The following is a 25,785-nucleotide window of genomic DNA, read 5'->3' as shown; positions in this document are numbered from 1 at the left end:
ATGCCAGCGCGGCGCTCCGCCGTGACGTGCCAGCAGGCGGCGCGATGTTGGCGAGCCGCAGTCCACCAGCCGCATCAGTGCCTCGTGGCAATGACGGTGGTCGCGCGCTGGTAGCGCAGACACCTCACCGGCGGCCATGATGGTGACGATGAGGTCGGATAGACCTCTTTCAGACATATTTCTATTCTAGAGAGACGCACTGACATGTCCGATCGACACTCCGTACCGGGTGGCGATCGTCTGCGCGATTCCAAGGACAAGCAGGTCGGGATCCGCTGGCCGGTCGCGTTGGACCAGCGTCTCGACGACCTCGTTCAGCGGGCCAACGACGCCGGAAGCAACACGAACCGTCGCGAGCTCATCGCCGCGCTGCTCCTCGCCGCCGACCACGACGGAGACGGGCTGAACGACGTCGTGCGCACGTATCGCAAGGCAGTGGTGCGGGATGCGCCGCTGGCGCCCGATGATCACGGTGCGGACGTGCTCGATTTCGAGAGGCACCGCCCGGGGCCGCGGACGTCGGCCTAGTTGTCCGCATTTCGTGACGAAGGTGACACGATAGAACATCCGGATCTGCCGATGTGCGGATGTTTCGTTCGCCAAAACCAGTGCTCTATTGGCGCGGGTTGCGGCGATCATGCTCCCTTGTCCACGAGAACGTCAGATACAACACCGCCAGTCCGGCCGCCAGGTAGACAACCAGCAGGAGGGCGTCGGCGGCGCTGGAGTCGATCACTTTCGCCAACGCCCACCGGATCCCAAAGAGAATCCCAACGGCCAAGAGCATCGTCCACAAGAAGCGACGTCGAGACCAGTCCAGCCACGGCTTCCGCATGGCCGCAATGTACAGGCATCGTGACGTAGGCACCGGGGCCGTGAACGGACCTGTGCAAGGTCGCGCTACATCCGGATCTGCGCGGTGAGCGCGTGTCAACCACTTCGGGACCGACGCCTGGGCGCCCGCTGACCGGACACGGCGGCACCGATCATCCTCGTTCACGGCACTCGCATGACTTCGACCGGGTCGAGCCGCGCGGCGTAGATGGCGGGCGGCACGGCTGCGATTGCAGCGACGAGGACGCCGAGGGCCGCGACGCTGACGGTGAAGTCAGGTGGTGTCGGGTAGCCGATGTTGGTGTTCATGACCGACGCACCGAGCGTTCCCAGCGTGGCGCCAAGGAGGCCTGCGAAGACGCAGCGCAGGGCGACCATCGCTACGAGGTCGGTTCGGGAGCCGCCGAGCGTGCGTCGTCTTCCCAGGTCGCGTTGGCGCACGAGCACATCGGCGAGCACCACCGCAGCGACGAACAGTCCGCCGATGGCCAGAATGAGCGCAAGCAGGCTGCGACCCTGCCTCGACAGGTCGGCTTCGAGCTGGCGGGCCGTCTCGGCCAACCCGGTGGGCGACTCGACCGAGACGTCATCTTGCGCTGGAGGGGCGAGGACGGCCAACACGGCCTGCACGGTCGGCGTGGCGGAGTCCACGCTGTCGATCGTGACGACGAGCTCACGGGCCGATGCGTTGGTCGACAGGTTGACGATGGCGCCACTGTCGAGGTCATCAAGGGCCGTGGTTGCTTCGTACGCGCCGACGATGGGGTACTGGGCGCTGCCGTCGAGGCTGGTCAGGAACCCGAGTGGTTCATCGAGCAGGAGCTTGAGTTGTGTGGTGACGGAGACGACGGCTTCGCCGTCAGCTGGTGCTCGGCCGCGGACGATGTGGACAGCCGTGGCGGTGTCGCCGGTGAGCTGCCAGGTCGGGATCTTCGTGCCGCCGGCACCGGTTGACCCGTTGACGGTGTCGAACGGGGTTCCGAGCGCGTGCACGCTTTGCACGGTGTCGATGCTCGCAAGCTGCCGCACGGTGGACGGGTTGATGAACCCGAGCCCCTTCACGTCGATGACGGTGAGGCGGCGGGCACCGGCCTCGTCCAGGCGGGAGGTGACCTCATCCACGGATGAGGCGGAGCGTCCGACGGTGGCGACTGCGGCGAAGCACATGCCGGCCACGACGGCGACCACGAGCGTGGAGGCGACCTTGGCAGCCCAGGTGGTCGCGATGGCTTCGCGGAGCAGCGAGGCGAGTCTCATGGTCGTCTCACAGGGCAACGACCTCATCGACTCGTTCGAGGACGAACGGGTCGTGCGTGGCGATGACGACGGTGTCCGACCTTTCGCGTGCGGTACGGGTGAGGGCGTCGATGACGAGGCCCGCGTTGCCGAGGTCGAGGTTCCCGGTGGGCTCGTCGGCGAGGACCACGTCCGGTTCGTTCAGCAGTGCGCGGCACACGGCCAAGCGCTGTGCCTGTCCGCCCGAGACCTGGCCGGGACGGTGGTCGGCCCGTTCGGCTAGCCCGAGCTCGTCGAGGAGGTCGTAGGCGCGGGGAAGGACGTCGCTGCGGCTACGTCCTGCGTAAAGCGCTGGTTCGACGACGGAGTCGATGACCTTGCGTGCCGGATCGAGCTCGGAGTCCTGGAACACGAACCCGATACGGCGTGCTCGCAGGGCCGAGCGGGTCAGGTCACGTGCAGCGGAGACAGGAGTTCCGTCGAGGAGGACGTCGCCTGTGGTCGGGGATCGCAGCAGCCCGATGATGTGGAGCAGGGTCGACTTTCCGCGTCCCGACGGTCCGGTGAGCGCGGTGACCTTTCCGGGTGTGAATGCGTGGGTGAGTCCGTCAAACAGCTCGTCATGACTTCCGCGGTAGCGGAAGGTCAGGTCGCGCACCGCGAGTGTTGGGACTCTCACTCGCTCTCCTGTGCCGGGTTCTGACGCGCCTCGCTGGTGGTGGCGCCGAACACGAGGACGTTGTCGCCGTCGCTGAGCCCGTCAACGACGGCCACTCCGTCTTGGGAAGCCAGGACCTTGACCGGTGTAGGTGTAGTCCGACCTGCGTGGTCGACGACCTGCACGGTGGTGGTGCCGTCGGGGGCGGTGCTGATCGAGGCGACGGGGACGCCCGGACCGGTGGTGCGCGGCACGATGGTGACCTTGGCGAGGATGGATGTCTTGTCCCCGGCCGGTACGAGCTGGCACTGGCTTCTGCACACCGGCCCGCCGGAGAGGCTGGTGAGGACGATGGTGGTGTCGCCGGCGTCTGTCTGCTCGGTGCGCTGGATCCGGGCACGCCACCTCTGGCCCGCGTACTTCATGGTGATGGTCGCGGACTTCGGGATGAGTCGTGCCTGCTCCTCGGCGACGACGAGGGTGAACCGCGGGGCGCCTCGTGCGCCCGAGACCAGCGGTTCGCCGCCGGCCAGGACGTTTCCGGGCGCTGCGGTCTTGGTGTCGACGAGCAGCGCCGCGGGCAGGCGCGGTACTGCGACGAGCTCGCCGAGCCGGACCGTTCCGGTCTCCTCGACGCCGAGGTCGCGCTGCCAGGCTCGCACGGCGTAGTACGTGGAGGTGTCGAAGTCATCGCCGACGATCGTGAGGTAGCCCATGGCGACCAGCGCGCCACGCAGTTGCGCCACGTCCTGTCCCGACGCACCGGTTGCGAGGTCGCGGTAGAACGGCTCGTTGCCCTGAACGGCGCGCACCGGGATGCCGGCGACGGCGTACAGGATTGAGCCCTGCTTGGCGTTGACGGTACCTGTGGAGCGGGTGACGACGCCGGTGAGCATGTTGGCTGTCAGCGGCACCTTCGGCTGCTCTGCCGTGACGGCGAGGGTGAGGGCGCGCCCCACGCTCTGCCGCGTTGCGATCGCGGTGAGGTTCGCGGAGGGGACGTCGCCCGCGTAGGGCGTCGTGCCGACGGCTGCCTGACCTGCCCAGAACCCGCCACCACCGACGCAGACCAACAGCAGCGCACCCATCCACAATCCTCGGCCTCGTGGTGTCTTCGTCGCCGGGCGTGACATACCGGTGTCGGGGCTGGGGTTCGTCGAGTGGTGGCTCACGTCAGGATCCGTAGAGGACGTTGCTGGGCGGCAGCACGGGGCACGCGGTGTTGGCTTCGGGTCCCTTGTCTCGGGGAAGTTCGAGCTGCGGCATCCACCCGTCGCCGTCCGCGGTGGCCATGAACACCTCCCGGCTGGGCGGCTTGGACACCTCGATGCCGAGCTTCTTCAGGCACGACACGTAGTAGGTGGTTTGGTAGTCGTAGAGGATGCCGCGCTGCTCGGTGTTGAGCTCTTCGGAGTAGCGCGGGTCGATCGCGTACTCGCCCATGCACACGTACATCGCCAGTTCGAGTGCCGGAGTCTGCTCGCCTGGGATGTTGGCCGAGCTGATCCCGCCGTCTGTGGTGTAGCCGACAGGGAAGCCCGCGTTGGTCAGGCATTCGCGGAGGGCGGATGCCCATTCCTCGGGTGTGATCCAGCGGACCAGGTCGACCTTCGGTGGGTCTTCTAGCCCGATCGCCTCCGCCTCCAGCGCCATATTCGACGCACGCTTGCGCATCTTCTCGGTCTCGTTCATGTCGACCTTGCGGCTCAACGGTGTGGGTGCAGTCCAATCCGCAACTGGCGGAGGAGAGCCCTGCGGTTCGTCACCGTTCGCGCCAGCCGGGTCGGGGGTCGAGTCGAGGGTGAGCGAGGCCGACGGGTTCGACGAGCCCTGCGCAGGCGGCGCGGCGTCGGGGTTGTCGGTGGGGCTGACACCAGAACAGCCGGAGGCAAAGACTGCGACGAGAAGGCAGAGTGCTGTTGTTGTGGCTCGCATGAGATTCCCCCCGATGTGCTTGCGAGATGCGCCGACGACGGCATCCGTGGACGTCGCGCGCTGGCCGCAGACCGCGGATCGCCGATCGCGATGCACGCTGTTGCCCATGCCCCTTAGTACGGAAGGGGCGTGACAGCGGTTGCAGTTCTTCAGAAGATTGTGGAGAACCCGACTGGTTCGGGCTCCTGGTCGTCTGCCAGCAGTTCCTGCAATCTGGCCAGGCCCCGCGAGGTGTAGCTCTTCACCGTGCCCTCCGGAATGCCGAGCTCGGCTGCCGTCTCGGGCACCGACAGGCCGAGCCAGTGACGGCACAGGACGCACTTGCGCTGGGTGGTCGGTAGTTGGTCGAGAGCGTCCATGAGGGCGCTTCGTTCCTCCACCGGGAAGTCGTCCGGGGCTGGCCGGTCGGGCATCTGATCGGATGCCGCCCGTTCGCGGTTCCGCCCACGACGGAACTCGTCGATGTTGACCCGCAGCAAGATCTGCCGCGCATACGCCTCTTCCCTGCCGTCGCGGCGCACCCGCGGCCACGCGACGTACAGCTTGGCCAAGGTCTGCTGGACCAGGTCGTCTGCCTGGTCCCAGTTCCCGCACATCATGTAGGCGGCACGCCGTAGATAGGGCCTGCGGGCCGCGACGAACTCGACGAACTCGGCCTCGCGGTCGTTACGCCTCACGACGCGTCTCCCGCTCCGGAGACCGGGGCCAGTAGTCCTTGCCGGTCCGGGTCGTAGGCCGCTGAGGCAGTGTGGGTGAGGACTGAGGCGATGCTCGTACCCGCGCCGATGACCGGGAATGCTTCGGCTTGGCCCTCAGAGCCGCCGGCGGCGGGTCGCACGAGGAACCAGACGCCGGGAGCGTCATCGAGACTGATCACTGCTGTCACTCCGGAGGGTCCGCGGTATCCGGCCGGGAGAGTCACGTCGTTTGCCTGCTGCTCGATCGACCAGCCCGGCAGTGGGCGCAGGTCGCCGTCGGCTCCGAAACGGACCAGGTTCGTGGCGGGTGTGCCGAGGAATCGCGATGCCTCGTAGCGCACCCAGGCGTCGAACGTCAGGGCGGACGATAGATTGGCCGGGTTGACGTGCTCGTGCAGGGATCCGCCTCCGGGGCCACCTGGCTTCTTCAGTACCGCCCATTCGGTCCGGTCGCTGTTACTGACGGCGACGGCAGTAGCGGGAACTTCGCCGAGCGGGTTGTCTACCTCGTCGACGATGTCCCAGCCAGAGCGGACGATCAGTCGGCCAGACGGGGTGTAGCCCACGGCGTTCTCTTGCAGGAACGACTCGGAGTCGTTGCACGAGCCCGACTGTCCAGCGGAGACACGGCCCTGGGCACACTCGTCCGAGTCGCCTTGAGAAGCGACCCGGTCCGCGTCGACCGGCGACTGGCCGAGGTTCAACGCCACCGTCAGGCCCGATCCGAGCGCAACCACCGCGGCGGCACCGGCGACAAGGGTCAGGACGCGCCGACGACGCAAGGCGCTGCGTCCAGCGACCAGTGCGTCGTCCATGCGGAACAGGTCGACCGGCTCGCCGGCGAGCTCTCGCTCGATGTCGTCGCGCAGGTCCATGACATTCGTCCTCCGGGTCGAGTATGCGGCTTGTCACCGTTGGATACGGACGCACCAGCTCGACGGTTGCACCTTCGACGCCCGGACTTCGCACGGCCTCGCGCGCTGGAGCTGGTCGCGACGGAATCACCGGCACCGTTCATGCACCGTTGACTTCTCAGTGCCGACCCGGGCCAGCTCCTTAGCTGTCGTGGCCCCGACACCAACGGCTGGCACAACCACCGCGAGACTTGCGGCATGGGTGAGCCGAGCCGTGACGTGATCGCCGACCGCTTCTTGGGAGCACTCGCCGTTGCCTGCTCGCAGATCGGGAAGCACTGGTTCCTCGTGCCGGTGCACAGCAAGGCCACTCTTCCCGTCTACCGAGAGCGGGTCTACTGCTACGAGCTCTATCACCAGCTACGCACGCTCACCGACGACGACGCGACGCTCGGTGCGCCCGAGTACACCGTGTCCGGAGAGATCGACAAAGCTGGGCTGCACTCGGTCATCGAGCACGGCCGCCACAAGCCTGACCTCGTGTGGCACAAGCCAGGTACAGGCGACAACGCAGTCGTAGTCGAGGTGAAGATGGCCCGGGGCCTGTCGGCTGCCGGCATCCGCAAAGACCTGGAGACCCTCGCAGCATTCGTTGATGCCCCGCACGGCCGGGACTACGCGCGAGGAGTGATGCTCCTGTTCGGACCCGGCAACGAGGGCCGGCTGATGAACCGCATCCGCCTGCATGCCGGGCGTCTCACCATCAAACATCCCGAACGCATCTCCGTGTTGTGGCACGCCAAGCACGACGAGGCCCCGCGGTCGCTGGGAAGCGTGGTGTAGTAGCCGCTCGATGTCGTGAATCCGGTGTGGTCAGGTCACAAACGATAGGCGTACCGGGCCCACGCCGCCTGCCGTGACAGACCGACAGCTCCCCCGATGTCGGTCCAGCTCGCTCCTCGGGCTCGAAGAACCCGGATTGCCTCGAAGGCCGCGGCGGTTGTCTGCTCGCCTACGCCGAGCACGGGAGCGAGAAGGCCGATCAGCTCGTCCAGCGGAGCGATGTCGTATCTCCACGCGGCGGGGGTTGGTGGGGCGTCGGTCGTGTTGCGATCGTGGAGGCGTTCGACGCATCCCGCGCATATCCCTGAACCCAGCGCGACGTTCAACGCGTTGCGGTCGAAGGAGACGCCGCAGAAGGCGCACAACATGTCGGCTTCCATGTTCTGTTCCACCCACCGCCTCCGATCGCCACGATCATCGGCCAGCGTAGTGGAAACGCTACCCGCCATCGCAGGTGTCGCGTCATCACGCGTGGCGCCTGCTCGTGGGCCGTGATGCGGGCCGGTCGTGGCAAGCCCGACGCCGGTCTCGACGTCTAGCCTCTAGGCCATGCCCGAGGAGTGGATCACCCAGCGAGAGGTCGCTGCGATTCTCGGAGTGCACAAGAGCGCGATCCCCAAGATGCAGCGCCGTGGCGACCTGACGCCTCGTGCCCGGCGTCGTCCGGCGCTCTCGCTTGCAGCGGTCGTTGAGCTGAAGGCCGCGCGAGAGGCCGCCGCACTGGAACTTGAACGCCGTCACACTGCGCTCGTGAGTCTCCCGCACGCAAGCCTCCAGAGCCGCCGGACGACGACCACGAATGGCTGCTTGCTGTCGAAGCGGCGGTGATCGTTGGGTGCTCGGTCAGTGCACTGAAGGAGCGTGCCCGCGTCGGCACCGTGCGTTCGACCGTCTACAAGCGCCGGCGGTGGTTCCGGCGAGACCTAATCTGACGCGGCCTTCCGAGTCCAAGGTGCGGTGCCTGGCGCCTGCCAGACCAGGGGTAGCCACCCCTGGGTCGACGCGGGCGATTGGGTCGGCACCCAGCGCCCGTGAAGAAGGCCGTGAACGTCAGAGGCGTCGTCTCTGATTCGAGCGTGACGGTCTCAGCCGTTGCCGTCGGGGCGGGGGAGGGAGTTGACCTCGTCGCACACAGCGATGACGGGCTCGACATCGAGCCCGAAGTACGACGTCGTGATGAACCACGCCTGCTGGTAGGCCTGTACGGCCGACTGCAAGATCATGAACTCGCGCCGCATGTCACTCGACCCGAACTGATGCAGGTCCTCGCCGCCACTACTGCCGACACTGATGAGTGTCTCCATGACGGCGTAGATCGTGGGGTGAGTCGCGTCGGACAAGAAGGAGTACATCGGCGTGTGCACGTCGGCGATCTGCATACCCGCCGCGATGTACTTCAGAGCACCGCCGAGCCCTGGTACGTGCTGTCCGCGCAGGGTGATCCTCCCGTGTTCGTTGTCGATCTCGGACGGGTAAAATCGGCGGGGGATCTCCTCGTTGCGGATCGACTTCTTAAGCTTCACGAGCGCCTCGATACGCTTCTGGTTGTCCTTCTGCCAGCCCTTCGCTGTCCTGACCTGGCGTGTGACGTCATCGACGCGGTACATCCACACGCGTGCAGCCAGGTCGCGCGCGTCGCCGAGCCGCGGGTCGATCAGCCAGAAGGTGCGCCCGGCGTTCTCCACGATGGCGCGCGCCAATGGCGCGACGGGAAAGACGACCTGCCGGGCGCGCAGCAGTGCCCGAATGCCCTCCAGATGCTGACCTGACACGGCCAGCATCAGCGTGGCGAGCCGGCCCGCTCTGTCAGCCTCTTCGCCGTCCCACGCACCCCCGGGCCCCAGTTTCCGGCCGAGGAGATCGCGTACGAGCTCCATCGTCGAGTCCTGCGTGGGCATCCAGCGATGACCGCCCTCCATCAGGTCCCACTGCACGTCGAGAATCCGGTCGATGTGTGACGCCCAACCGTCCAGAAGGGCGGCCGCCTCGTCGTTCACGTCGGATCCCGGCCTCACCCGCACAGTGTGACCAACGACCCCAATGACCCAGCGCGTACCAACGGATCGCCCCTGGTCGGATCATCTCGTCGGGTAGTTCCTTCGGGCGGTCGAGATCGGGCCCGGTAGGTGGGCGGTCACTCGGCTCGCATGCGCAGTGACGCAAGGGTCTGCTTCCTGAGCACCGCCAGTTCGCCGACCAGTCGCCGATCGGGTGCTTCGTGACGGGCCCTAGAACCCGCGCGCGACCGACATGGCCAGCTGCACGACCGGTTCGGGGTGGCCACCTCTGATCAGCCATTGGACTGCCGTGAGGTCGTCGAGCTCTTCATGTGGGACGTCAGCGAGGAAGCCCTCGACCGTGTACGGGTGGCGGGTCGCGGCACCGAACGATGGCAGGACCAGGTCGAGATATGGGACCCGCTGGCCGTCGGGGAACTGCCACTCCGGGAAGCGCAGGCCCTCCTCGGACGCAAACGCGTAGAGGGCCTCGCTCCCGGCCCAGTCGATCACACGGGATACGGGGCATCCCAGTAGTCCCGCGACCTGTCGCGCCGTGAGCTCGGGCGAAGCCTTGCGACGTGTCTCCTCGGCTCGCGCGCGAAGCCGAGCACGTGCCGCTTCCTTGACGTCCGGGTCGAACGAGTCGGCAGGCACTCCGGAGTCGATCAAGAACTGCCGCTCCGCAGGCGTCAATGGCTCGTCCGCACCGCGTTGCCCCGGCTCCATGACGCCACGGTACGCCCTCGAACGATGAGTAGCGCAGGCGCTACATTTGTCCGAGTTTCCCTCTTGTCTAGTCGGCAGGGTGCACGAACCACAGCCACCCGAACACAGAAGAGCCATGATGACCTCAAGCCAGCCGTCCGAGGCGAGTGCAACCGCCGTTCGCAACGTCATCGAGCGACCCCAGCCACTCTCGACGCTCTCCGAGGCTAGGCAGCGCCGCATCGCCGCACGCAAGACCCCGCCGAAGAAGTGGGTCGACCGTTACGCCGGCGTGCTCACCGAGGAGTACAAGGTCTGGCAGAGCGCCAACCCGCAGCTGAGCGCTGAAGAACTGGGCGATGCGACCCTGCACTCGATGGGCGGCCACAACCGATCGGTCTACTACCCCGAGGAATACGGCAAGGAGTTGGGTGACGGTGCGTGGGTCTTCGTCATGAAGCCGCCAAACCACCCGCAGCTCCCGCAGGTGCCGAAGCTCAGCCTGTGGTGGGCGCGCCCCTACGTCATCCCGGATGGCGAGTGGGGCAACCGGCTGCCGTACCAGGCCCAGATCGCGACGGCCGACGGCTCGCTGCACCTGTGGCCCCACGAGTACGTCGTATGCAACGACCCCGAGACCTTCGCTGGCATGGAGGGCAGCCACATCCACGGCCTCGGCGGCGAGGCCCTGCTCGACGTCGACCACCTCTTCTACCTGATGAGCCGCGGCATCAGCCGCCACGAGGCCACCCAGCTGCTATTCGACAGATCACCCAGCCGGGCGTCGCCTACATGACCTTCGATGACGAGGTCGTCGACTTCTTCGCCAGCCTCGACCGTCCGGCGCCGACGAGGGGTCTCTCCCTCCTGTAGACGCGCGCTCGCATCGCCCCGAACACCGGGCGACTAACTCACCTGGGTGCACGAACAGGAGCACTCCGCACACAGAACCCCCGACATGCGATGCCGGGCTTGCCCGGAAGACACCCAGACAACCAGGAGAACCGATGGACGCCACGATCGGCAGCAAGAGCAGCGCAGACAGGCTCCCCAGCAGCGGGTCCGAGCCATTCGAGGCATGCCCCGACGGCGGTCGCTGCTGGCACGACTGCCCCCTCGTCGAGGGTGCACCCGAAGGCAAGGGGATGCCCTGCTGGCGCGTCAAGTACGCCGCGCCTCTCAGCACACACGGCTCGGACTGGACGCCGGAGGAGAAGGCGGCGCACCGCGGACTCCCAGGACCGATGACCGAGGTCACCACAACGGACCTTTGAGGAGGCGCGATCATGCCTGCCAAGGACAAGACCGTGTGCGTCCCGTGCCGCCGAGTCTGGGGCGGGGGCGGGTCATCCAACCGTGGACGGCGAACCGCCTCGTGGGACAGCCGCATCATCACCGTCGCCCCGACGACGGGATGCCCGCTCTGTGGTGGCGAGACTGTCAGCGCGTCCTACCGCTGGAGGGCGCCTGCGCGTCGTAACGACCGCGCATGGAAGCGCATCGCCCAAGGCGACTGGCTGTGGGAGCGCGACCCGAGAGAGAAGGAGCTGATCAAGCCATGAACCGTTTGCAGTGGTGGGCCTTCAGCGCCGCATGCCTGGTGTGGGTAGCGTCCCCGTTCGTCCTGGCGTGGGTGATGCGCTGACGAACTCCGGCTGTCCCTGGACATGTGCAGCCTGACGACGTGGGCGCGGGTACCGGAGCGCAACCATGTGGGCAAGCCGGCCGAGTCTCCGGGGCACGTCGGTGCTCGGTGATCTCGTCGCCTTGAGTTCACGACGCCCGCCTGAGCCGAGCCCCATTCGGAGACCTGGACGGGCGAGCTCTTCCCGCCGGTGGCGCCACATCCCCAGTCCGGACAGATGTGCCAGCTCAACGCGGCGCGAGAAGACGCTGCGGGAACTGGCTGGGTTGATCATGGACGCTGCCGCCTACGCCGGTCCTAGTCACCGATGCCGATGGTCGCGAGGTTTCATCTCCGCGACTGCACTCACGAGTCCGTCCTGTGAGCCGAGGAAGCTGCGAGCGCCCCACGCCCGCAGCTCGTCTTCGTACTCGGTCGGAATGTCGTGCAGCAGGTAGATCGCACGTTCGTCCGCGAAGGCGACAGCGATCTCTGCGAAGGTGTTGGGCCCGACGTAGCTCGGCGTGCCATGTCGGTCGGGGTTCACGACGACCAATGCGCTCGTGCGGGGGTCGCGGATGTGCGCGAAGTGCAGTCGGCTGGCTTCGCGCTTGACCTCGACGAGCTGCGCCGGCGTGAGCGGCGCGGACAGGTCGTCGGCTGCGGGGACGATCGGATGGATGTCGTGTTGCCGAAGGCGGTCGGCCAGCTCGGCCATTGTGTCGAGGGCACGCATCGAGCCGGCAAGCACTACTTGGAGACGGATCATGCCATCTTGGTGTGCGGGGGACTGGCGTTCGTGCTCCAACCACCCAACTGCACACCCCAGGTGTTCTTCGAGAAGGCAATGCCCCGGCCCTATGGTTTAGGACGTCAGCTCTCTGGCTGCCTGGTGTTCGCGGGACGGGGCCGCATGCGGGACATGGCTGCTTGCGATCTGGCTCGACTCGCGAGCATGACGAACTGCGAGGGGTGCATCACCCGAGGGTGGCCAAGCTCTGCGCACTTTTCGATGAAGCGTCGGTCGCGGGTGACGAGGATGCGATCGCAGACCAGGTCACCGTCGGCGGCCGCCAACGCGGTGGCCAACACCATGCCGTCTTCGTGGTCGAGTGGTGGGGAGTGCTCTGGGTAACGGAGGTTGCCCACCGTGTCGCCACCTGAACCTTCGATGACCTGCCACAGCAGGTCATCGAGCAGGCCCTGGGCGTGCTCCGCCGTCCAGCCGAGGCCGCGATCCTCGGGGAGGAGCGCCTCGTCGTCCAACTGCTTGGCCTTATGTCGCACGAGCGCGTTGATGTGGTCCGACGTCCACGCCTCCAGTCGCTGGGTGCCGGCGAGGAAGCCACTTCGTGCGATCACCAGGGCGCGGGCCGAGTCAACCTTTGGATCGCGATGGGGCGCAGGCTTCCCGTTCTCTCGGGCGAGGGCGTCCGATAGTGCCGACGTGTTGAACGGAGCGCCGATCAGGCGTGCGACATCGAGGTAGATGTTGACGTCGAATACGACGACCAGCGGCTCCACGCGTGATGGTCAGGCGCGCTCGGAGGGACCGACGTTGTCGTGGTCGATCTCGTCGATCGGCCAGTACGACACCAGCGACTCCTCGACCTCGTCGTCGGGCCACGGCATGTCGAAGTTCTCGAGCAAGTCCTTCACGTCCACGGTTGCGTCTGGTACCGGGATGTAGAGACCGGTGGCTGCCAAGTCCGCGGCGCTGCGCGAACCGAGTTGACGATGATCGCGGAAAAACCTGGCCATTGACTCCTTCGAGACCTGCGAGCGACCCTGTTCGCCGTCGCGAAGGCCGACACGAGCGTCGTTCCAAGGGGCCTCAAGGTGGATCAGCGCCGACAGCTCGTCGCCACTCCGACCGCCGTACTCGGCAAGGACGAGCTCCATGATCACCGAGGCGTCGTAGGGCAACTCGGCGGTCGCCGAGCCGTCGCTGTGCCGGCGAGTCCGGTGGTCCTGTCGGGCCTTCCACACCTCGTAGACGACCGGCCCGTCAGACCACCCGAGAAAGTCCTCGTCGAACAGAGGGCGATCGGTGATCGCCAGATGCCACGACTGCACGTAGTACAGGAGCTTCTGGAGCTTCATTGCGCTGATGCCGGGCAGGCGGGCCACAATGACTTCCGCTACGTCGTTCGCGTGCACCGTTTCCCCTTCCTGCTCGGCGTCGCTAAATACATCAACGCGACGCTAGTTGCAACTCTTCCACATCGGGGGACGTCGAGCCAATCCATGGCGCCGCGAAGGCCCCGCGTGTGTGCGCCCCCTGATGCCTTGGGCCGTCTCGCGCGGCCCCTACCGCAGCACGGCTGCATCCCTATGAAGGAACAACAAGGGCTCGGCAAAGTCCCGTTGCAGGTCGTGCACATGGAGAAGCGTCATGTGGATGTCTCCGCGTAGGACGCGCATCAACGTGTTGTAGTCCATGGTCTCTAGTCGCTCGGCGACCGACGGCAAGGTCCAGTCCCGCTTCTCGCCCTCGCTCGCGGCCGCCCGCCTTTCGGCGGCGTGCCCCCGAATGTGAACGGCCAGAAGGTGCTGCATTTGAGCCGCACGAATCGACACGACCTCTCTGTCACTCCTGGCGTTCGCCCAACCGAGCTGCTGAACGCGCCCGAACGACTGACGTGACGCCGGGTTACTGATCCATGACTTCGGCTTGGTCGTCGTTCGTCGATCTCGCCTCTCACCCACAGCGGCATCATGTCATTGCTAAATAAGCAAAGTGGGCATTTGGAGCAAAGCGCGCAAACGAGTTCCTGACAGGTGTCAGGCGCTCCTGACATCTCGCCGTCGGTTCCGCGACTGGGCATGTTCTCGCAGGTCAGACGCGTGGAGAGGTCTGTACCAAAGTCCAAGCTGGCGTGCGAAAGAGGCTCTGAATGTGCTTACCGGTGCGCACTTGCGGAGCGCGAGCTAGGGCAACCCCGCACACCACATCTTCGAGTGGCCGGCGGCACTGGAAACGCCAGGCGGCCCCTTGACGGGAAGAGCGCCGGGTCACTCTCATGTAGCGCAAACGCTACATCGCTAGGTGTGCATCGCAGGTGGAGCTTGGACCGCCTGCAACGAAGGCGACAACGGGGTGCCGTGTGCAACCACGACACCCCGCCGGCCGGACCAAGTCCGACCGAGCCACGCCTCCGGACGGACCGGAGGTGCACATCCGACGAACGAGAAAGACGAACGCTCGTGACCTGTTCACCGAGTGTGCCTCCGGGCACCGACAACACCATCCAGGTGGCCACCCGCAAGCTCAGAGTGCCCATGACACGGGAGCGCTACGCGCTCCTTCGGGACCTCGCGGCGGCTTCGCCGAAGATGCCGCCCGTCCGCGGCAAGATCCCCGACGCTGTCGCGATGCTCGCGTTCAAGGCAGCAGCGGGCGGCGGACGATGAGCCGCCGACGCAAGGTAGAGCGCCCCGACGATGTCGCGAAGGCGCAGGCAGCGACCTTCGGGGAGTTGAGGGACCGCGCTGATGCAGCCCGCGACGAAGCGATCTCGCGGCCGGAGGCGCACGCTGCCATCGAGGTCAGCCGGGCCGTCGCCGAAAAGCGGGCCGCGTACAGCGAGGGCTCAGTCTCCTTGGGAAGGCGGCGTCTGGGCGTCCCGAGCGTCGAGGAGCGTCATGACTGGCTGTGGTGCTACGCGCCACACCGAGATGCCATGTCTCGCATCAGGGTTCGCCCGCAGGTGGTCGAGGCCGTGATGCGAGTTCCCTACGTCAGCGCACGTACCGACGGTGCGATGATGGGGAGGACCTACATGTTCGCGATGTGGCTGGACGAAACCCAAGGCTCTTTCGACTGGCGCCGTGACTTGACCGCGGAGAACATCAACGCATTCGCGGCGGCCAACCTCGTCACCCACGCCCAGGGAACGGTGAACACGTATCGCTCGACCCTGATGCGAGTGAAGCGTGGGGGGCAGATCGTGACGCCCGTCGGCAAGAGGACCGAGGCTCGTCGCGCCTACACCTCGATGGAGTTCGAGGTCATCGAACGCACCATCGACGTCGCTGGTTCCGAGGGGGAGGACTGGAAGGTCCACCTGGCGCTGTCGGGCGGAGCTGGACTCCGTCCGGAGGAGATTCCCTACGCACACGCTTCCTGGGTTCATGAAGGCCCCAGCGGCACGTTCATCCGAGTGCCGAACAAGAAGGGAACCTACCGTGACGTGCCCCTTCTCGGCAGGTTCGCGGAGACGATCCGCAACGCTGCGAGGCGAAATGAGGGGACCTACCTGTTCTGCCCCGAGTTGCGTGGGCGTGCGAACGCGCTCTCGTACATGAAGCGCAAGATCCGAGGCATGCACCCCTCGATCGTCGACTACGACGTGACTCGCGCCAGGCACTACTGGATCTCGCGAATGCTCGACGCCGCGGTCCCCGCCACCCTCATTGCCGAGATCGCCGACATCCATGCAGGCGCGCACCTGCTTGCTGACCTTCTCTCCGAGATGCCTCGTCCTGACCTCGATGAGTCCTTCGCCGCCCTCGCGGCCGCCGGACTGTCCGACTGACCAGCACCTTCCCCACAGGCGGCGGGCCCGTAAGGGCCCGCCCACCCCCCCCACTTCATCCAGGAGCACCACATGTCCTACGCACCCGCCTACCGCACCCAACGCACTGACACCGACGAGATCCTCATGTGGTCGAACGAGGTCGTCGAAGGAGCGGCCATCCCTGCTTTCATCGAACGAGTGGAAGCCGCGACAGCTGCCCTCAACGGCATCAGCGCTCCAAGCGCGCAGAGCGCTAGCCCGCCGAAGCGGAATCCAGGCGGCGCCCCGAGGCGCCATCCGGAGTACTTACTTCTCGCAGTCCTGAAAGTGATCCTGGAGATCGGCTGCCGCGGCGAGACCTTCACATGGACCGCTGTAGTGAACGCGCTCTGGTTCCGCTACACCGACGCGCAGCTCGCCATCATCGGACTGGCCGGATGGCGTGACCCAGAACGGGCCCGCCAGATGCGGGACGCGGCCAGGCTCACTCGACCCGTGACCGGTGCCGACGGCACTCGTCGGCTTCGCGTCGTCGACGACGCCACCGCCCGGGCCATCGACGCCGCGATCAAGGTCCAGCACAACGAGGTCGGGCGCCTGCAAGCTGCTATGGACAAGCTCTGCTCGTTCATGGACGACAACGCACTGGCTGCCGGTCGACGACACACAGAGGCGGCCCTGAGAGATGCACGCACGCCGGAGGTCGAGCACATGCGAGACGTTCGCGCGGAGTTCGGGAACCTCCTCGTTCAATCAGCCATCAGGGTCGCGCATGCCATGTACTACCCCGATGCCGATCCGAATGACCCGAGCACCGGCCTTCTGAAGGACTACAGAGGCGACGTGGGGGTCGACGAGCACCAGGTCGCGGTCGCGAACAGGCACAGCACGACGACCGGCACCAGCACTGCCAAGCAGTTGGCCAAGCTGACCGGCAATAGCCGCAAGTACGGCTTCGCCCACGTCATCGGCATGACAGCAGGCATCGCCGTGTCTCGTGCCGACTCGCCGAAGGTCCCTCGGCTCCTCCTGGCGTACGCCCTGCATGACCCGACATCGGGTGCGCACCAGGGCGCTCGGGACGTCTTGACCAGCATCGACGCATCCGGTCTCCGCCCACCGCTGCGCGGCAAGGCCCACCACTATGTCGTCGGGGACAAGGCGTACCCCACCTACATCGAGTTCAACGAGTGGATGCTCGCCAACCGCTGGACCATGCTCGGCAAGTTCCGGGCCGACGCCGCGCCGTTCACGGACCTGGCGCCACACGGCACCGGGCCCGGCCCGTACCAGTTCAACGGTGCGGTTCTCTGTCCGGGCATCGGCGGTGAGGTCCTGAAGGCGAACGCGGGCTTCGACATCCCGTGGGAGCGGAAGAACCTGACTCCGGAGTGGTTGCTGAAGAACGACAGCACAGTGGAGCTCCTGACCTCCGCCGTGATGCCGACCGACGGACGCCCGAAGCCGCGCAAGCACCCCGGCCGGGGTAGGCCCTCCGCGGGGGTAAAGCCGCTGGAGAACTCCTGGACCATCGACGTGTTCTGCCCCGCCGCAGGCAGACGAGCAAAGGTTCGGTGCCCGCTGGTCAGCAACTCGATGGATCTACCCGCCGACAAGTTCCCCACCCTGCGTCACTCTCCTGACCCGGACGACCCGAAGGCACCCGAGTGCTGCACCAGCGAGGTCGGAGCCATGAAGGTCGTTCTCGACAAGAAGACCATGAAGAACTGGCAGCCAAAGATGGCTGGTTCGTGGGAGCACCAGGACATCTACTCGCCCGCTCGCACGGCAACCGAGTCCTACTTCGGCCGCCTCATGGACCGCGACACCGGTGACCTCGACATGTACAAGATCGAGTGGCAGAAGAACCACTTCGTCGCCCTTGGGATCGCGAGCACGATCGTCGCCACCAACCAGCGCGCCATCGAATCGTGGCAGGACGACCTCCGGAAGAACGACGGGAAAGCCCCGAAGGGACTGGGCGAGCGACGACGAGCTCACCGCCAATGGCTACGAGGCAGTTGAACGACGCCACCAGAACCTCGACGGACCCGCCAAGGTCAAGTCGCGCTGACGACTAGGTCGACACTCTCCCTGTGCCCGGGGCTACACAACAGGGGCAGAGCAACGACACATCTTCGGTCTCAGCTGGAGACGAGACCACCAGCACGTCGGCTCCCTCGGGGGCCGGCGTGCTTGGCCACTCAGCACTGGATATTCACGGCATTTCTCGCGATTCAATCTCGCGTCAGGCAACTCGCGCCCCACGGGCGCTGTGCGGGCTCGACCTTCCCAGGTTCGAGAAAGCTGGGTCGACCAGCCGTGCAGCTCTTACACCCGCTCCGCACGCTCAGAACGCGGGTGTGATCCGGGGCTTGGCGGCTGCTCGAAAATCACGGCATTCCGCCCGATATTCACGGCATCGAGATCGAGACCAGCCAAGAGCGCAGGTGAGACCAGATATCGGAACCACTCACCACCACGAAAGGCCCCGGACGACGTCCGGGGCCTTCGTCGTTCCCGCGTCGTTCGCGCGTGTCAGATCTGCCCGCATTGTGTGGGCATCGTGCCCATTCCAGCAGTCGGACCCCGCCAATATATTGCATATAGGAGCACCGACCCGACCGAAGGAGACCCCCATGGACACCACTGCCGGAGCGATCAGGAACGTCGTGCTGGTGCACGGCGCGTTCGCCGACGGATCGGGCTGGCGCCCGGTCCACAACCTCCTCACCCGCCGCGGCTACCGCGTCTCGATCGTCCAGAACCCGCTCACCTCGTTCGACGACGACGTCGCCGCGACCCGCCGGGTCCTCGACCGGCAGGACGGCCCGACCGTCCTCGTCGGGCACTCGTGGGGCGGCACGGTCATCACCGAGGCCGGCGGTCACGACAAGGTCGCGGGCCTGGTGTACGTCGCCGCCCTCATCCCGGACAGCGGCCAGACCTCCGGTGAGCAGTACGAGGGGTTCGCCGCGACGCCGGACTTCGTCATCGACATCGGCGAGGACGGCTTCGGCGTCCTCGACCACGACACGTTCAAGACGGGCTTCGCCGCGGACGCCACCGACGCCGAGGCCGCCTTCATGCGGGACTCGCAGGTCCCGGTGAACATGTCCGTCTTCGCGCAGCCCGTGACCCGGGCGGCCTGGCACGACAAGCCGAGCTGGGCGGTGTACGGCACCGAGGACAAGGCGTTCGACCAGGCCATGCTCACCCACATGGCCGAGCGCGCCGGCGCCACCATCACGACCGTGCCCGGCAGCCACGCCGTGTACCTGACGCAGGCCGAGACCGTCGCCGAGGTCATCGTCCGGGCCGCCGAGAACGCGCTCGTCGCCAGCGCCTGACACCCGTCAGGTGGCGCGTCCCGCGGTCCGTCCTGCGACGTCAGCCGGCCACGTCCCCGTCCGGGCCTGGTGGACCTTGAGGGCCAGCTGGAGCGGGAACCACTCGGCGGGGTCGCAGACGTCGAACCCGCCCAGCTGGGAGGCGCGGGTGAGCCTCTGGTTGAGCGTGTTGCGGTGGATGATCAGCTCGCGCGCCGCCGCGCTCTGGCTGCGGACGTGGAGGAACGCGGCGACCGTGGCGAGCAGCTCGGTGCGCTTGACGCGGTCGTACTCGGCGATGCGCTCGATCGCGACGGCGTAGCGGTCCGGCACGGTCGCGGCACTCGAGACGCGGCTGAGGAGCAGGTGGTGGCCGACGTCGTCGAGGGTGAAGACTCCGGACGGGTTCGCCAGCGTGCTGCCCACGATCATCGCCTCGCGGGCCTCGGCGAGCCCCTGGCCGAGCTCCTCCACCGAGGACACCGGCCGCGACAGCCCCACGGTCAGCGCCGCCCCCGTGGACCGGAGCGTGGCGCACGCCTCGACCAGGGTCCGCCGCAGTGCCTCCAGCGAGTCGCGTCCCGGTGTCCACGGCACGACCGCGACGACCTGGTGCGGAGTCACCGCGAACAGGGTGTCGGCGGGCAGCCCGGCCGTGCGCGCGAGCTGGTCGGCGAGGCCTGTCTCGAGTGGAACGGGGGTCGACCCCACGGGTGCGAGGGGGAGCCCGGTGAGGCTGGCCACCGCGACGACGTGCGCACGTGCTCGGTCGATCCCCACTGCCGTGGCGCGCCGGGCGAGCTCCTCGCTGCCGAGCCGACCGGACGTGAGGTCGCGCAGGAACCAGCTCAGCCTGTTGCGCTCCTCGAGCCCGTCCAGCGCGATCGTGAGCTTGATGGCCGTCGCCACCTGGTGCGCGATGGTGCGCAGCACGCTGGGGCCCGACGCGCTGAATCCTCGTGGGTCCAGCCGGTAGCAGGCCATGGTGCCGAGGTCGTCGGCTCCGACGCGGACGGCAGCCGTCGTCACGGCCCGGGCGGACCCCTCGAGGGCGCGCGCGACCCGCTCGGACGCCACCTGCCAGGAGATGCGCGAGCGACGCAGCTCGAGGTCGATCTCGAGCAGCACCGGACGGAGCGAGGCGATCGCCGCCGCCACTCCCGGGTCCCCGGCCGTGCCGGTCCTGAGCACCATGCGGTCTGCGCCGGACGGGTCGGTCACGACCGTGACGGCGACGTCCGCGTCGGTGGTGCTGCGGGCGAGCTCGGTGGCCCGGTCGACGACGGTCGCGGCAGGCGTGCGGTCGGCGACCATCGCGGCCAGCGCGCGGATGCCGTCGAGGTCACGGGCCGAGCGCTGCGCCGTCCCGGCCAGCCTCTCCCTCTCGAACGACGCCGCGACCATCGCGGCGACGTCCTCGACGAGCCGCACCTCGAAGTCCTCGAACCGGTTGCCGGTGGTCGCCCACACGGTGATGCAGCCGACCAGCTCGTGCCCCGCCGAGACGATCGGCACCGAGAAGATCGCGCCGTAGCGCTCCTCGCCGATCCCGGGGTAGGCCAGGAATCGCGGGTCGCGAGCGGGTTCCTCCGCGACCAGGTAGCTCTCCCGCGACGCAGCCACCCAGCCCGTGACACCGGACCCGTAGGCGACGCGCAGGGAGCCGACGTGGCTCGCTGCCGGGCTCTCGGTGGCGCCGGCCAGGACCAGGTCGTCGTCGATCGGGTCGTAGGTGTAGAGGTAGACGTCCCGATCGGCTCGCCCGCACGCGACTGCCTCGGCTACCCGGGTCAGGACCACGCTCGGGTCGGGGTCCGACCCCAGCGCCCGGGCGACGCCGCGCAGGACCTGGAGCTCGAGCAGGGAGGTGGCCGTCGCCATGGCTCACCTTATCCGGCTCCATCCGGACCCGGCCGGGCTCATCAGGCGTCATCGGGCCTCGGTGGGGGCGATCGGGGGGTTTCAAACAGCCCGGAACCGGTGATGCACCGGGTGCAGCCGCACGCCCTACGTTGGGGGCGGCCCCCAGCAGCACCCGACGACACCGAGACGAACAGGAACCACCGTGATGAAGAACCGCCCCGCCCAGCTCATCGCCGCCAGCCTCATGGCCCTCACCCTCCTCAGTGGCTGTGGAGGCGGCGACGGCGGCGGCCGTCCCTCCGTCGAGGAGCTGTCCGGCGCGATGCAGGAGGAGGGCAACGTGCTCAACGCGGGTCTCACCGCGGAGCAGTCCGACTGCTTCGCGCAGGCCCTGATCGACTCCGACGTCTCGGACGAGACCCTCCAGGCGATCGTCGACAACGACGAGGACTACAAGGGCAACGACGCGGACGAGGAGGCCATGCAGAGCATGTCCACCGACGGCCTCGCGGAGTGCATGGCGGGCTGACCCCGCGCGACGACAGGCCCCGGCCCGCCGGGGCCTGTCGTCATTTCGCGAGATCGTGGCCCGGTGATGTCGAGGACCCCACCCCCGGCTCCGATGTAGCAGTGTGGGGCCGAACGGCGGCCCCGGATCGCACCGGAAACGAGGAGCACCCATGAAGTACGTCGTCCTGATCCACTCCAACCCGCAGCCCTGGGGCCACCCGACCGGGGACTTCGTCGCCGAGCACCAGGCCCTCCCGGCCGAGCAGCGCCAGCAGCTCAACGACGCCTTCGAGAGCCTGCTGGGCGAGCTCGAGGAGAACGGCGAGCTCGTCGGAGGCCAGGCCCTCGGCGACCCCGCCAGCGCGAGGCTCTACCGCTGGGACGACGGCGCGGTCGTCACCGACGGCCCCTACTCCGAGGCCAAGGAGCACCTCGCCGGCTTCTTCCTCATCGACGTCGAGGACCCCGCCCGCGCCGAGGTCGTCGGCCGCGCGTTCGCCGGCCCGGGCGAGACCGTCGAGGTGCGCCCCGTGATGGTCTTCGAGGACTGAGGCGGAGGACTGACGCGGATGGGTTCGAGCGCGCCCGAGGAGGTGTGGCGCCGCGAGGCACCGCACGTGCTCGGCGCGCTCGCCCGGCGCTACGGCGACTGGGGTGACTGCGAGGACGCCGTGCAGGAGGCGTTGCTCGCGGCGCACGACCAGTGGCCCGCCGCCGGCGTGCCCGAGCACCCACGCGGCTGGCTGGTCCGGGTCGCGTCGCGCCGGCTGGTCGACGTACGCCGCTCGCGGGCGGCACGCGAGTCGCGAGAGGAGTCCTGGGCCGACCCGCCCGGGGAGGTCGCGGACGACCCGGTCGAGCGGGACGACACCCTCGACGTGCTGCTGCTGTGCTGCCACCCCGTGCTGACGCCCGCGTCCCAGGTCGCCCTGACGCTGCGCGCCGTCGCCGGCCTGACGACGGCGCAGGTGGCGGCAGCCTTCTTCGTGCCGGAGGCGACGATGGCGCAGCGGATCAGCCGCGCGAAGAAGACCCTGCGCGAGCACGGCGTCGGCTTCGGTCGCGTGGACCCCGCCGAGCTGCCCGACCGGCTGACCGCCGCGCTCCGCGTGCTCTACCTGGTGTTCACCGAGGGCCACACGGCCAGCGCCGGCGAGGACCTCGTCGACGGGTCCCTGGCGAGCGAGGCGCTGCGGCTGGCGCGCGACCTCCACACCCGGCTGCCGTACGACGACGAGGTGACCGGCCTGCTGGCCCTGATGCTGCTGACCCACGCCCGCCGTCCCGGTCGGGTCGACGGTGCCGGTGACCTGGTGCCGCTGGCGGAGCAGGACCGCTCGCTGTGGGACGCCGCGGCGATCCGGGAGGGCGCGGGCCTCGTCGAGCAGGTGCTGCCCCGCGGGCACGTCGGGCGCTACCAGCTGCAGGCCGCGATCGCCGCGGTGCACGCCGAGGCGGCGACGTTCGAGGAGACCGACTGGGTGCAGGTGGTCGCGCTCTACCGGATGCTCGCCGAGCACTTCCCCGACCCGACCGTGACGCTCAACCTGGCGGTCGCGGTCGCCGCCGCGATGGGTCCCGAGGCTGGGCTGGCCGAGCTCGCGCCGCTGCTCGACGACCCGGCGCTCGCCGGTCGCCACCGGGTCCACGCGGTGCGCGCGCACCTGCTCGAGGAGTCGGGGTCGCTCGCCGGTGCGCGGGCGTCGTACTCCCTCGCGGCGCGACTGGCGACCAACGCGCGCGAGCAGCGCTACCTCAACGGGCGGCTGGCCGCCCTCGATCGACAGGACGGCGGAGCATGACGACCGACGACGAGAGGTGGCTGGTGGTCGACGGCCGGCGCTGGCGGCGTACGGACCCCCTCATCCCGGACGACGAGCTCGCCCGGCTCAAGTCCCACCTCGGTCGCGGCAGGTCGGGGGTGCGCACGGCCACGACCGACGCCGAGACGAAGGCGACCCGGCACCGCACGCAGCTGGCGAAGGTCGGGCTCGGCGAGCGCGGCACGCCGTGGTGGGAGCAGACCGATTCCCAGCGCAGGGAGCGGTGGGAGTCGGCGTTGGCGGAGCTGGACGCGCTGGACGACTGAGCGCTCAGCCGAGCCCGTCGAAGGCACGCACCTCGACCTTGCCGCGGCAGGCGGCGGACGCCTCCGCCGCGAGCCCGAGGGCGGTGTCGAGGTCGGCGGCCTCGATGATCCAGAAGCCGGCGAGGTACTCCTTCGACTCGAGGTAGGGGCCGTCGGTCACGACCGGCGCCCCCTCCTGGCCGTCGACGACCCTGGCGTTGCTGGCGGACTCGAGGCCGCCGGCGAAGACCCAGTGTCCGTCGGCGCGGAGCTGCTCGTTGTAGCGCTCGGTGGCGGCGAAGGCCTCGTCCCAGTCGGCCTGGGACCCGTAGCTGCCGATGGTGGGGTCGAGGTCGGCCGGGCCGTGCACGGTCATCAGGAACTGCGACATGGTGGTTCTCCTTCGTGGGGTGGGTCGATCGAATCAGGCGGCAGTGGTCTCGAGGAAGGCCTCCTCGGCAGGGATCTCGACGGCGTCCGCCGGTGCGGCGAGCACCCGCCGGACGAGGACGGCGAGCGCAAGGAGCGCGACCCCGCCAAGGACGCCGACGACGTTGTAGGCGTCGGTGAAGGCGGTCTGGGCGGCGCCGACGATCGAGCCGGCGAGGTCGGGGGTGCCGGCCGCGGCCGCGGGGGCGGTGGTCACGCCCTCGCTGACCCACGAGGCGGTCGCGGTGGACGTGCCGGCCGGCAGCAGGCCGGGGAGCTCGAGGCGGTAGATCGCGGATACGAGCGAGCCGAGGGTGGCGACGCCGAGCGCGACGCCGAGCTCACCGCACATCTCCATCAGGGATCCGGCCGAGCCGGCCCGCTCGGGCGGGGTGACGCCCATGACGAGGTTGATGACCAGCGCCATCGGCACGCTGACCCCGCCGGCGGCGAGCACCATCGCGACCAGGTGCAGGCCGAGCGAGTCGGTGTCGAGCAGGCCGAGCAGCAGGAGGCCGACGCCCGCGACGGCGAGGCCGCCGGCGACGAGGCGGGCGGTGTCGAAGCGCTGGTCCAGCCGCGGGGCGAGCAGCGTGCCCGCCAGCATGACGAGGCTCTGGGGCACCATCCACGCACCGACGGCGGTGGGCGACAGGTCGAGCACGCCCTGCAGGTAGAGCGCGGCGGCGAACGAGACCCCTGCCATCACGACACCGGTCACGAGGAAGGTCGCGAGGCCGACGCTGAACCGCCGGTCGGCGAAGAGGGACAGGTCGATCAGCGGGTCCGCGATGCGGCGCTGGCGGCGCACGAACACGGTGCCGGCGACCGCCGCGACGACCAGCCCGAGGGCGGCGCCCACCAGGTGGTCGCCGCGGGCGACCTCCTTGAGGCCGTAGACGCCGGGCAGCAGCGTGACCAGCGAGAGCACGACCGAGGCCGCGTCGGGGAGCCCGTGCCCGCCGCGGGTGGGGCGTACGTCGGGGAGGAGCCGCGGCGCCAGCACGACGAGCAGCACCATCACCGGCACGCCCATGAGGAACGCGGCGCCCCACCAGAAGCGCTCGAGCAGCGCGCCGCCGAGCACGGGGCCGACGGTCATCCCGCCCATGAAGCAGGCCATCCACACGCTGATCGCCAGCGCCATCTGCGCGGGGTCGCGGAAGACGTGGCGGATCATCGCCATCGTCGACGGCATGATCGTCGCTCCGGCCACGCCGAGCAGCGCACGCGACACGATCAGCATCTCCGCGCTCTGCGAGAGGGCGGCGAGCACCGACACCAGGCCGAAGGCGGCACCGCCTACTAGCAGCAGCCGCCGGCTGCCGATCCGGTCGGCCAGCCCGCCCATCGTGACCAGCAGGCCGGCCAGCATGAAGGAGTAGATGTCGAGGATCCACAGCTGCTGGGTGGCGCTGGCGTGGAGGTCGCGGCTCAGCGAGGGGAGCGCGACGTAGAGGACGCTCACATCGATCGAGATCAGCAGCGTGGGGAGGGTGAGGACGGCCAGTCCGGCCCAGTCACGGCGGGTCGCACGCGCGGATCCGGTGTCGAGCGAGGTGTCGGAGGTGGTGGTCATGTCGCGTCCTTGGATCGTGGGTGGAGGACTTCTCACCCACTCCACGAACGGGCCCGTCGGGATTCGACACCCTCCGCAGAAATACGTCACAGACCCCGAC

Annotated in this window: 27 protein-coding genes; 11 read left to right on the top strand and 16 right to left on the bottom strand. The window is 68.2% G+C overall.

Features of this window, described 5'->3' with window-relative positions:
• Positions 1-204 precede the first annotated feature (204 nt).
• Positions 205-528: a hypothetical protein gene (locus BLV76_RS22080; protein ID WP_139306512.1), complete on the top strand. Its 324-nt coding sequence runs from the start codon at positions 205-207 to the stop codon at positions 526-528.
• An 85-nt stretch (positions 529-613) separates the two neighbouring features.
• Here the strand turns inward: BLV76_RS22080 and BLV76_RS07275 are convergent, their stop codons facing one another.
• From BLV76_RS07275 to BLV76_RS07245, 7 genes are all read right to left on the bottom strand, one after another.
• Positions 614-835, bottom strand: a complete 222-nt coding sequence (locus BLV76_RS07275) for a hypothetical protein (RefSeq protein WP_090968528.1) — start codon at positions 833-835, stop codon at positions 614-616.
• Positions 836-996: 161 nt separating this feature from the next.
• The gene (locus tag BLV76_RS07270) at positions 997-2,091 is read right to left on the bottom strand and encodes an ABC transporter permease (RefSeq protein ID WP_090968527.1); all 1,095 of its coding nucleotides are present in this window, start codon (positions 2,089-2,091) and stop codon (positions 997-999) included.
• 7 nt (positions 2,092-2,098) lie between these two features.
• A complete protein-coding gene (locus BLV76_RS07265; RefSeq protein WP_090968526.1) occupies positions 2,099-2,749 on the bottom strand; it encodes an ABC transporter ATP-binding protein in 651 nt (216 codons plus the stop codon).
• Positions 2,746-3,816, bottom strand: a complete 1,071-nt coding sequence (locus BLV76_RS07260; protein WP_175539599.1) for a peptidoglycan-binding domain-containing protein — start codon at positions 3,814-3,816, stop codon at positions 2,746-2,748. The genes BLV76_RS07265 and BLV76_RS07260 overlap by 4 nt, the downstream gene beginning before the upstream one ends.
• 85 nt (positions 3,817-3,901) lie before the next feature.
• On the bottom strand, positions 3,902-4,771 hold the full coding sequence (locus BLV76_RS22075) for a hypothetical protein (RefSeq protein ID WP_139306509.1): 870 nt from the start codon (positions 4,769-4,771) through the stop codon (positions 3,902-3,904).
• Between the two features lie 41 nt (positions 4,772-4,812).
• Positions 4,813-5,340 (bottom strand): SigE family RNA polymerase sigma factor, encoded by a 528-nt coding sequence (locus tag BLV76_RS07250; RefSeq protein ID WP_090968523.1) that lies wholly within the window; start codon positions 5,338-5,340, stop codon positions 4,813-4,815.
• The gene (locus BLV76_RS07245; protein WP_090968522.1) at positions 5,337-6,236 is read right to left on the bottom strand and encodes a hypothetical protein; all 900 of its coding nucleotides are present in this window, start codon (positions 6,234-6,236) and stop codon (positions 5,337-5,339) included. Before BLV76_RS07245 ends, BLV76_RS07250 begins: the two co-directional genes overlap by 4 nt.
• Positions 6,237-6,473: 237 nt before the next feature.
• Between BLV76_RS07245 and BLV76_RS07240 the strand changes: the two genes are divergently transcribed.
• Positions 6,474-7,058, top strand: a complete 585-nt coding sequence (locus tag BLV76_RS07240; protein ID WP_090968521.1) for a hypothetical protein — start codon at positions 6,474-6,476, stop codon at positions 7,056-7,058.
• A gap of 35 nt (positions 7,059-7,093) precedes the next feature.
• Here the strand turns inward: BLV76_RS07240 and BLV76_RS07235 are convergent, their stop codons facing one another.
• Entirely contained in the window at positions 7,094-7,450 is a 357-nt protein-coding gene (locus BLV76_RS07235) for an AsnC family protein (protein ID WP_139306508.1), read from the bottom strand.
• A gap of 157 nt (positions 7,451-7,607) precedes the next feature.
• Here BLV76_RS07235 and BLV76_RS22070 point away from each other — a divergent pair, with 157 nt between their 5' ends.
• Positions 7,608-7,886: a hypothetical protein gene (locus BLV76_RS22070; RefSeq protein WP_139306507.1), complete on the top strand. Its 279-nt coding sequence runs from the start codon at positions 7,608-7,610 to the stop codon at positions 7,884-7,886.
• 257 nt (positions 7,887-8,143) lie between these two features.
• On the opposite strand, the gene BLV76_RS07230 is transcribed toward BLV76_RS22070, so the two are convergent.
• Both BLV76_RS07230 and BLV76_RS22065 read right to left on the bottom strand, forming a co-directional pair.
• Positions 8,144-9,055, bottom strand: a complete 912-nt coding sequence (locus BLV76_RS07230; protein WP_090968519.1) for a hypothetical protein — start codon at positions 9,053-9,055, stop codon at positions 8,144-8,146.
• Positions 9,056-9,286: 231 nt separating this feature from the next.
• On the bottom strand, positions 9,287-9,784 hold the full coding sequence (locus BLV76_RS22065; protein ID WP_139306506.1) for a hypothetical protein: 498 nt from the start codon (positions 9,782-9,784) through the stop codon (positions 9,287-9,289).
• A 118-nt stretch (positions 9,785-9,902) separates the two neighbouring features.
• Here BLV76_RS22065 and BLV76_RS07220 point away from each other — a divergent pair, with 118 nt between their 5' ends.
• On the top strand, positions 9,903-10,559 hold the full coding sequence (locus tag BLV76_RS07220; RefSeq protein ID WP_175539598.1) for a SufD family Fe-S cluster assembly protein: 657 nt from the start codon (positions 9,903-9,905) through the stop codon (positions 10,557-10,559).
• A 1,150-nt stretch (positions 10,560-11,709) separates the two neighbouring features.
• On the opposite strand, the gene BLV76_RS07210 is transcribed toward BLV76_RS07220, so the two are convergent.
• From BLV76_RS07210 to BLV76_RS07200, 3 genes are all read right to left on the bottom strand, one after another.
• Positions 11,710-12,156 (bottom strand): hypothetical protein, encoded by a 447-nt coding sequence (locus BLV76_RS07210; RefSeq protein WP_090968515.1) that lies wholly within the window; start codon positions 12,154-12,156, stop codon positions 11,710-11,712.
• Between the two features lie 104 nt (positions 12,157-12,260).
• The gene (locus BLV76_RS07205; protein ID WP_090968514.1) at positions 12,261-12,911 is read right to left on the bottom strand and encodes a hypothetical protein; all 651 of its coding nucleotides are present in this window, start codon (positions 12,909-12,911) and stop codon (positions 12,261-12,263) included.
• A 9-nt stretch (positions 12,912-12,920) separates the two neighbouring features.
• Positions 12,921-13,547 (bottom strand): Panacea domain-containing protein, encoded by a 627-nt coding sequence (locus BLV76_RS07200; RefSeq protein ID WP_090968513.1) that lies wholly within the window; start codon positions 13,545-13,547, stop codon positions 12,921-12,923.
• 1,250 nt (positions 13,548-14,797) lie between these two features.
• Between BLV76_RS07200 and BLV76_RS07185 the strand changes: the two genes are divergently transcribed.
• The 3 genes from BLV76_RS07185 to BLV76_RS07175 all read left to right on the top strand — a co-directional run bounded on the left by BLV76_RS07185 (position 14,798) and on the right by BLV76_RS07175 (position 19,257).
• Positions 14,798-15,925 (top strand): site-specific integrase, encoded by a 1,128-nt coding sequence (locus BLV76_RS07185; RefSeq protein WP_090968510.1) that lies wholly within the window; start codon positions 14,798-14,800, stop codon positions 15,923-15,925.
• A 72-nt stretch (positions 15,926-15,997) separates the two neighbouring features.
• Complete coding sequence (locus tag BLV76_RS07180) at positions 15,998-17,932, top strand: hypothetical protein (RefSeq protein WP_090968509.1); 1,935 nt, start codon at positions 15,998-16,000, stop codon at positions 17,930-17,932.
• Between the two features lie 614 nt (positions 17,933-18,546).
• Positions 18,547-19,257: an alpha/beta fold hydrolase gene (locus BLV76_RS07175; protein WP_090968508.1), complete on the top strand. Its 711-nt coding sequence runs from the start codon at positions 18,547-18,549 to the stop codon at positions 19,255-19,257.
• 6 nt (positions 19,258-19,263) lie between these two features.
• Here the strand turns inward: BLV76_RS07175 and BLV76_RS07170 are convergent, their stop codons facing one another.
• Complete coding sequence (locus BLV76_RS07170) at positions 19,264-21,117, bottom strand: helix-turn-helix domain-containing protein (RefSeq protein ID WP_090968507.1); 1,854 nt, start codon at positions 21,115-21,117, stop codon at positions 19,264-19,266.
• A 187-nt stretch (positions 21,118-21,304) separates the two neighbouring features.
• Between BLV76_RS07170 and BLV76_RS07165 the strand changes: the two genes are divergently transcribed.
• From BLV76_RS07165 to BLV76_RS07150, 4 genes are all read left to right on the top strand, one after another.
• Entirely contained in the window at positions 21,305-21,628 is a 324-nt protein-coding gene (locus BLV76_RS07165) for a hypothetical protein (protein ID WP_090968506.1), read from the top strand.
• A gap of 151 nt (positions 21,629-21,779) precedes the next feature.
• Positions 21,780-22,160: a YciI family protein gene (locus tag BLV76_RS07160; RefSeq protein ID WP_090968505.1), complete on the top strand. Its 381-nt coding sequence runs from the start codon at positions 21,780-21,782 to the stop codon at positions 22,158-22,160.
• 18 nt (positions 22,161-22,178) lie between these two features.
• Positions 22,179-23,411: an RNA polymerase sigma factor gene (locus BLV76_RS07155; protein WP_090968504.1), complete on the top strand. Its 1,233-nt coding sequence runs from the start codon at positions 22,179-22,181 to the stop codon at positions 23,409-23,411.
• A complete protein-coding gene (locus BLV76_RS07150) occupies positions 23,408-23,698 on the top strand; it encodes a biopolymer transporter Tol (protein WP_090968503.1) in 291 nt (96 codons plus the stop codon). Before BLV76_RS07155 ends, BLV76_RS07150 begins: the two co-directional genes overlap by 4 nt.
• Positions 23,699-23,702: 4 nt before the next feature.
• Here the strand turns inward: BLV76_RS07150 and BLV76_RS07145 are convergent, their stop codons facing one another.
• Together BLV76_RS07145 and BLV76_RS07140 are read right to left on the bottom strand one after the other, a co-directional pair.
• On the bottom strand, positions 23,703-24,068 hold the full coding sequence (locus BLV76_RS07145) for a YciI family protein (protein ID WP_090968502.1): 366 nt from the start codon (positions 24,066-24,068) through the stop codon (positions 23,703-23,705).
• A gap of 33 nt (positions 24,069-24,101) precedes the next feature.
• Positions 24,102-25,685, bottom strand: coding sequence for an MFS transporter (locus BLV76_RS07140; protein WP_175539597.1), 1,584 nt, complete (start codon positions 25,683-25,685; stop codon positions 24,102-24,104).
• Positions 25,686-25,785: the final 100 nt, after the last annotated feature.

The sequence above is a fragment of the Nocardioides exalbidus genome (genome assembly GCF_900105585.1).
Taxonomy (GTDB): Bacteria; Actinomycetota; Actinomycetes; order Propionibacteriales; family Nocardioidaceae; genus Nocardioides; species Nocardioides exalbidus.
This window is presented reverse-complemented; position numbering and strand designations above follow the sequence as displayed.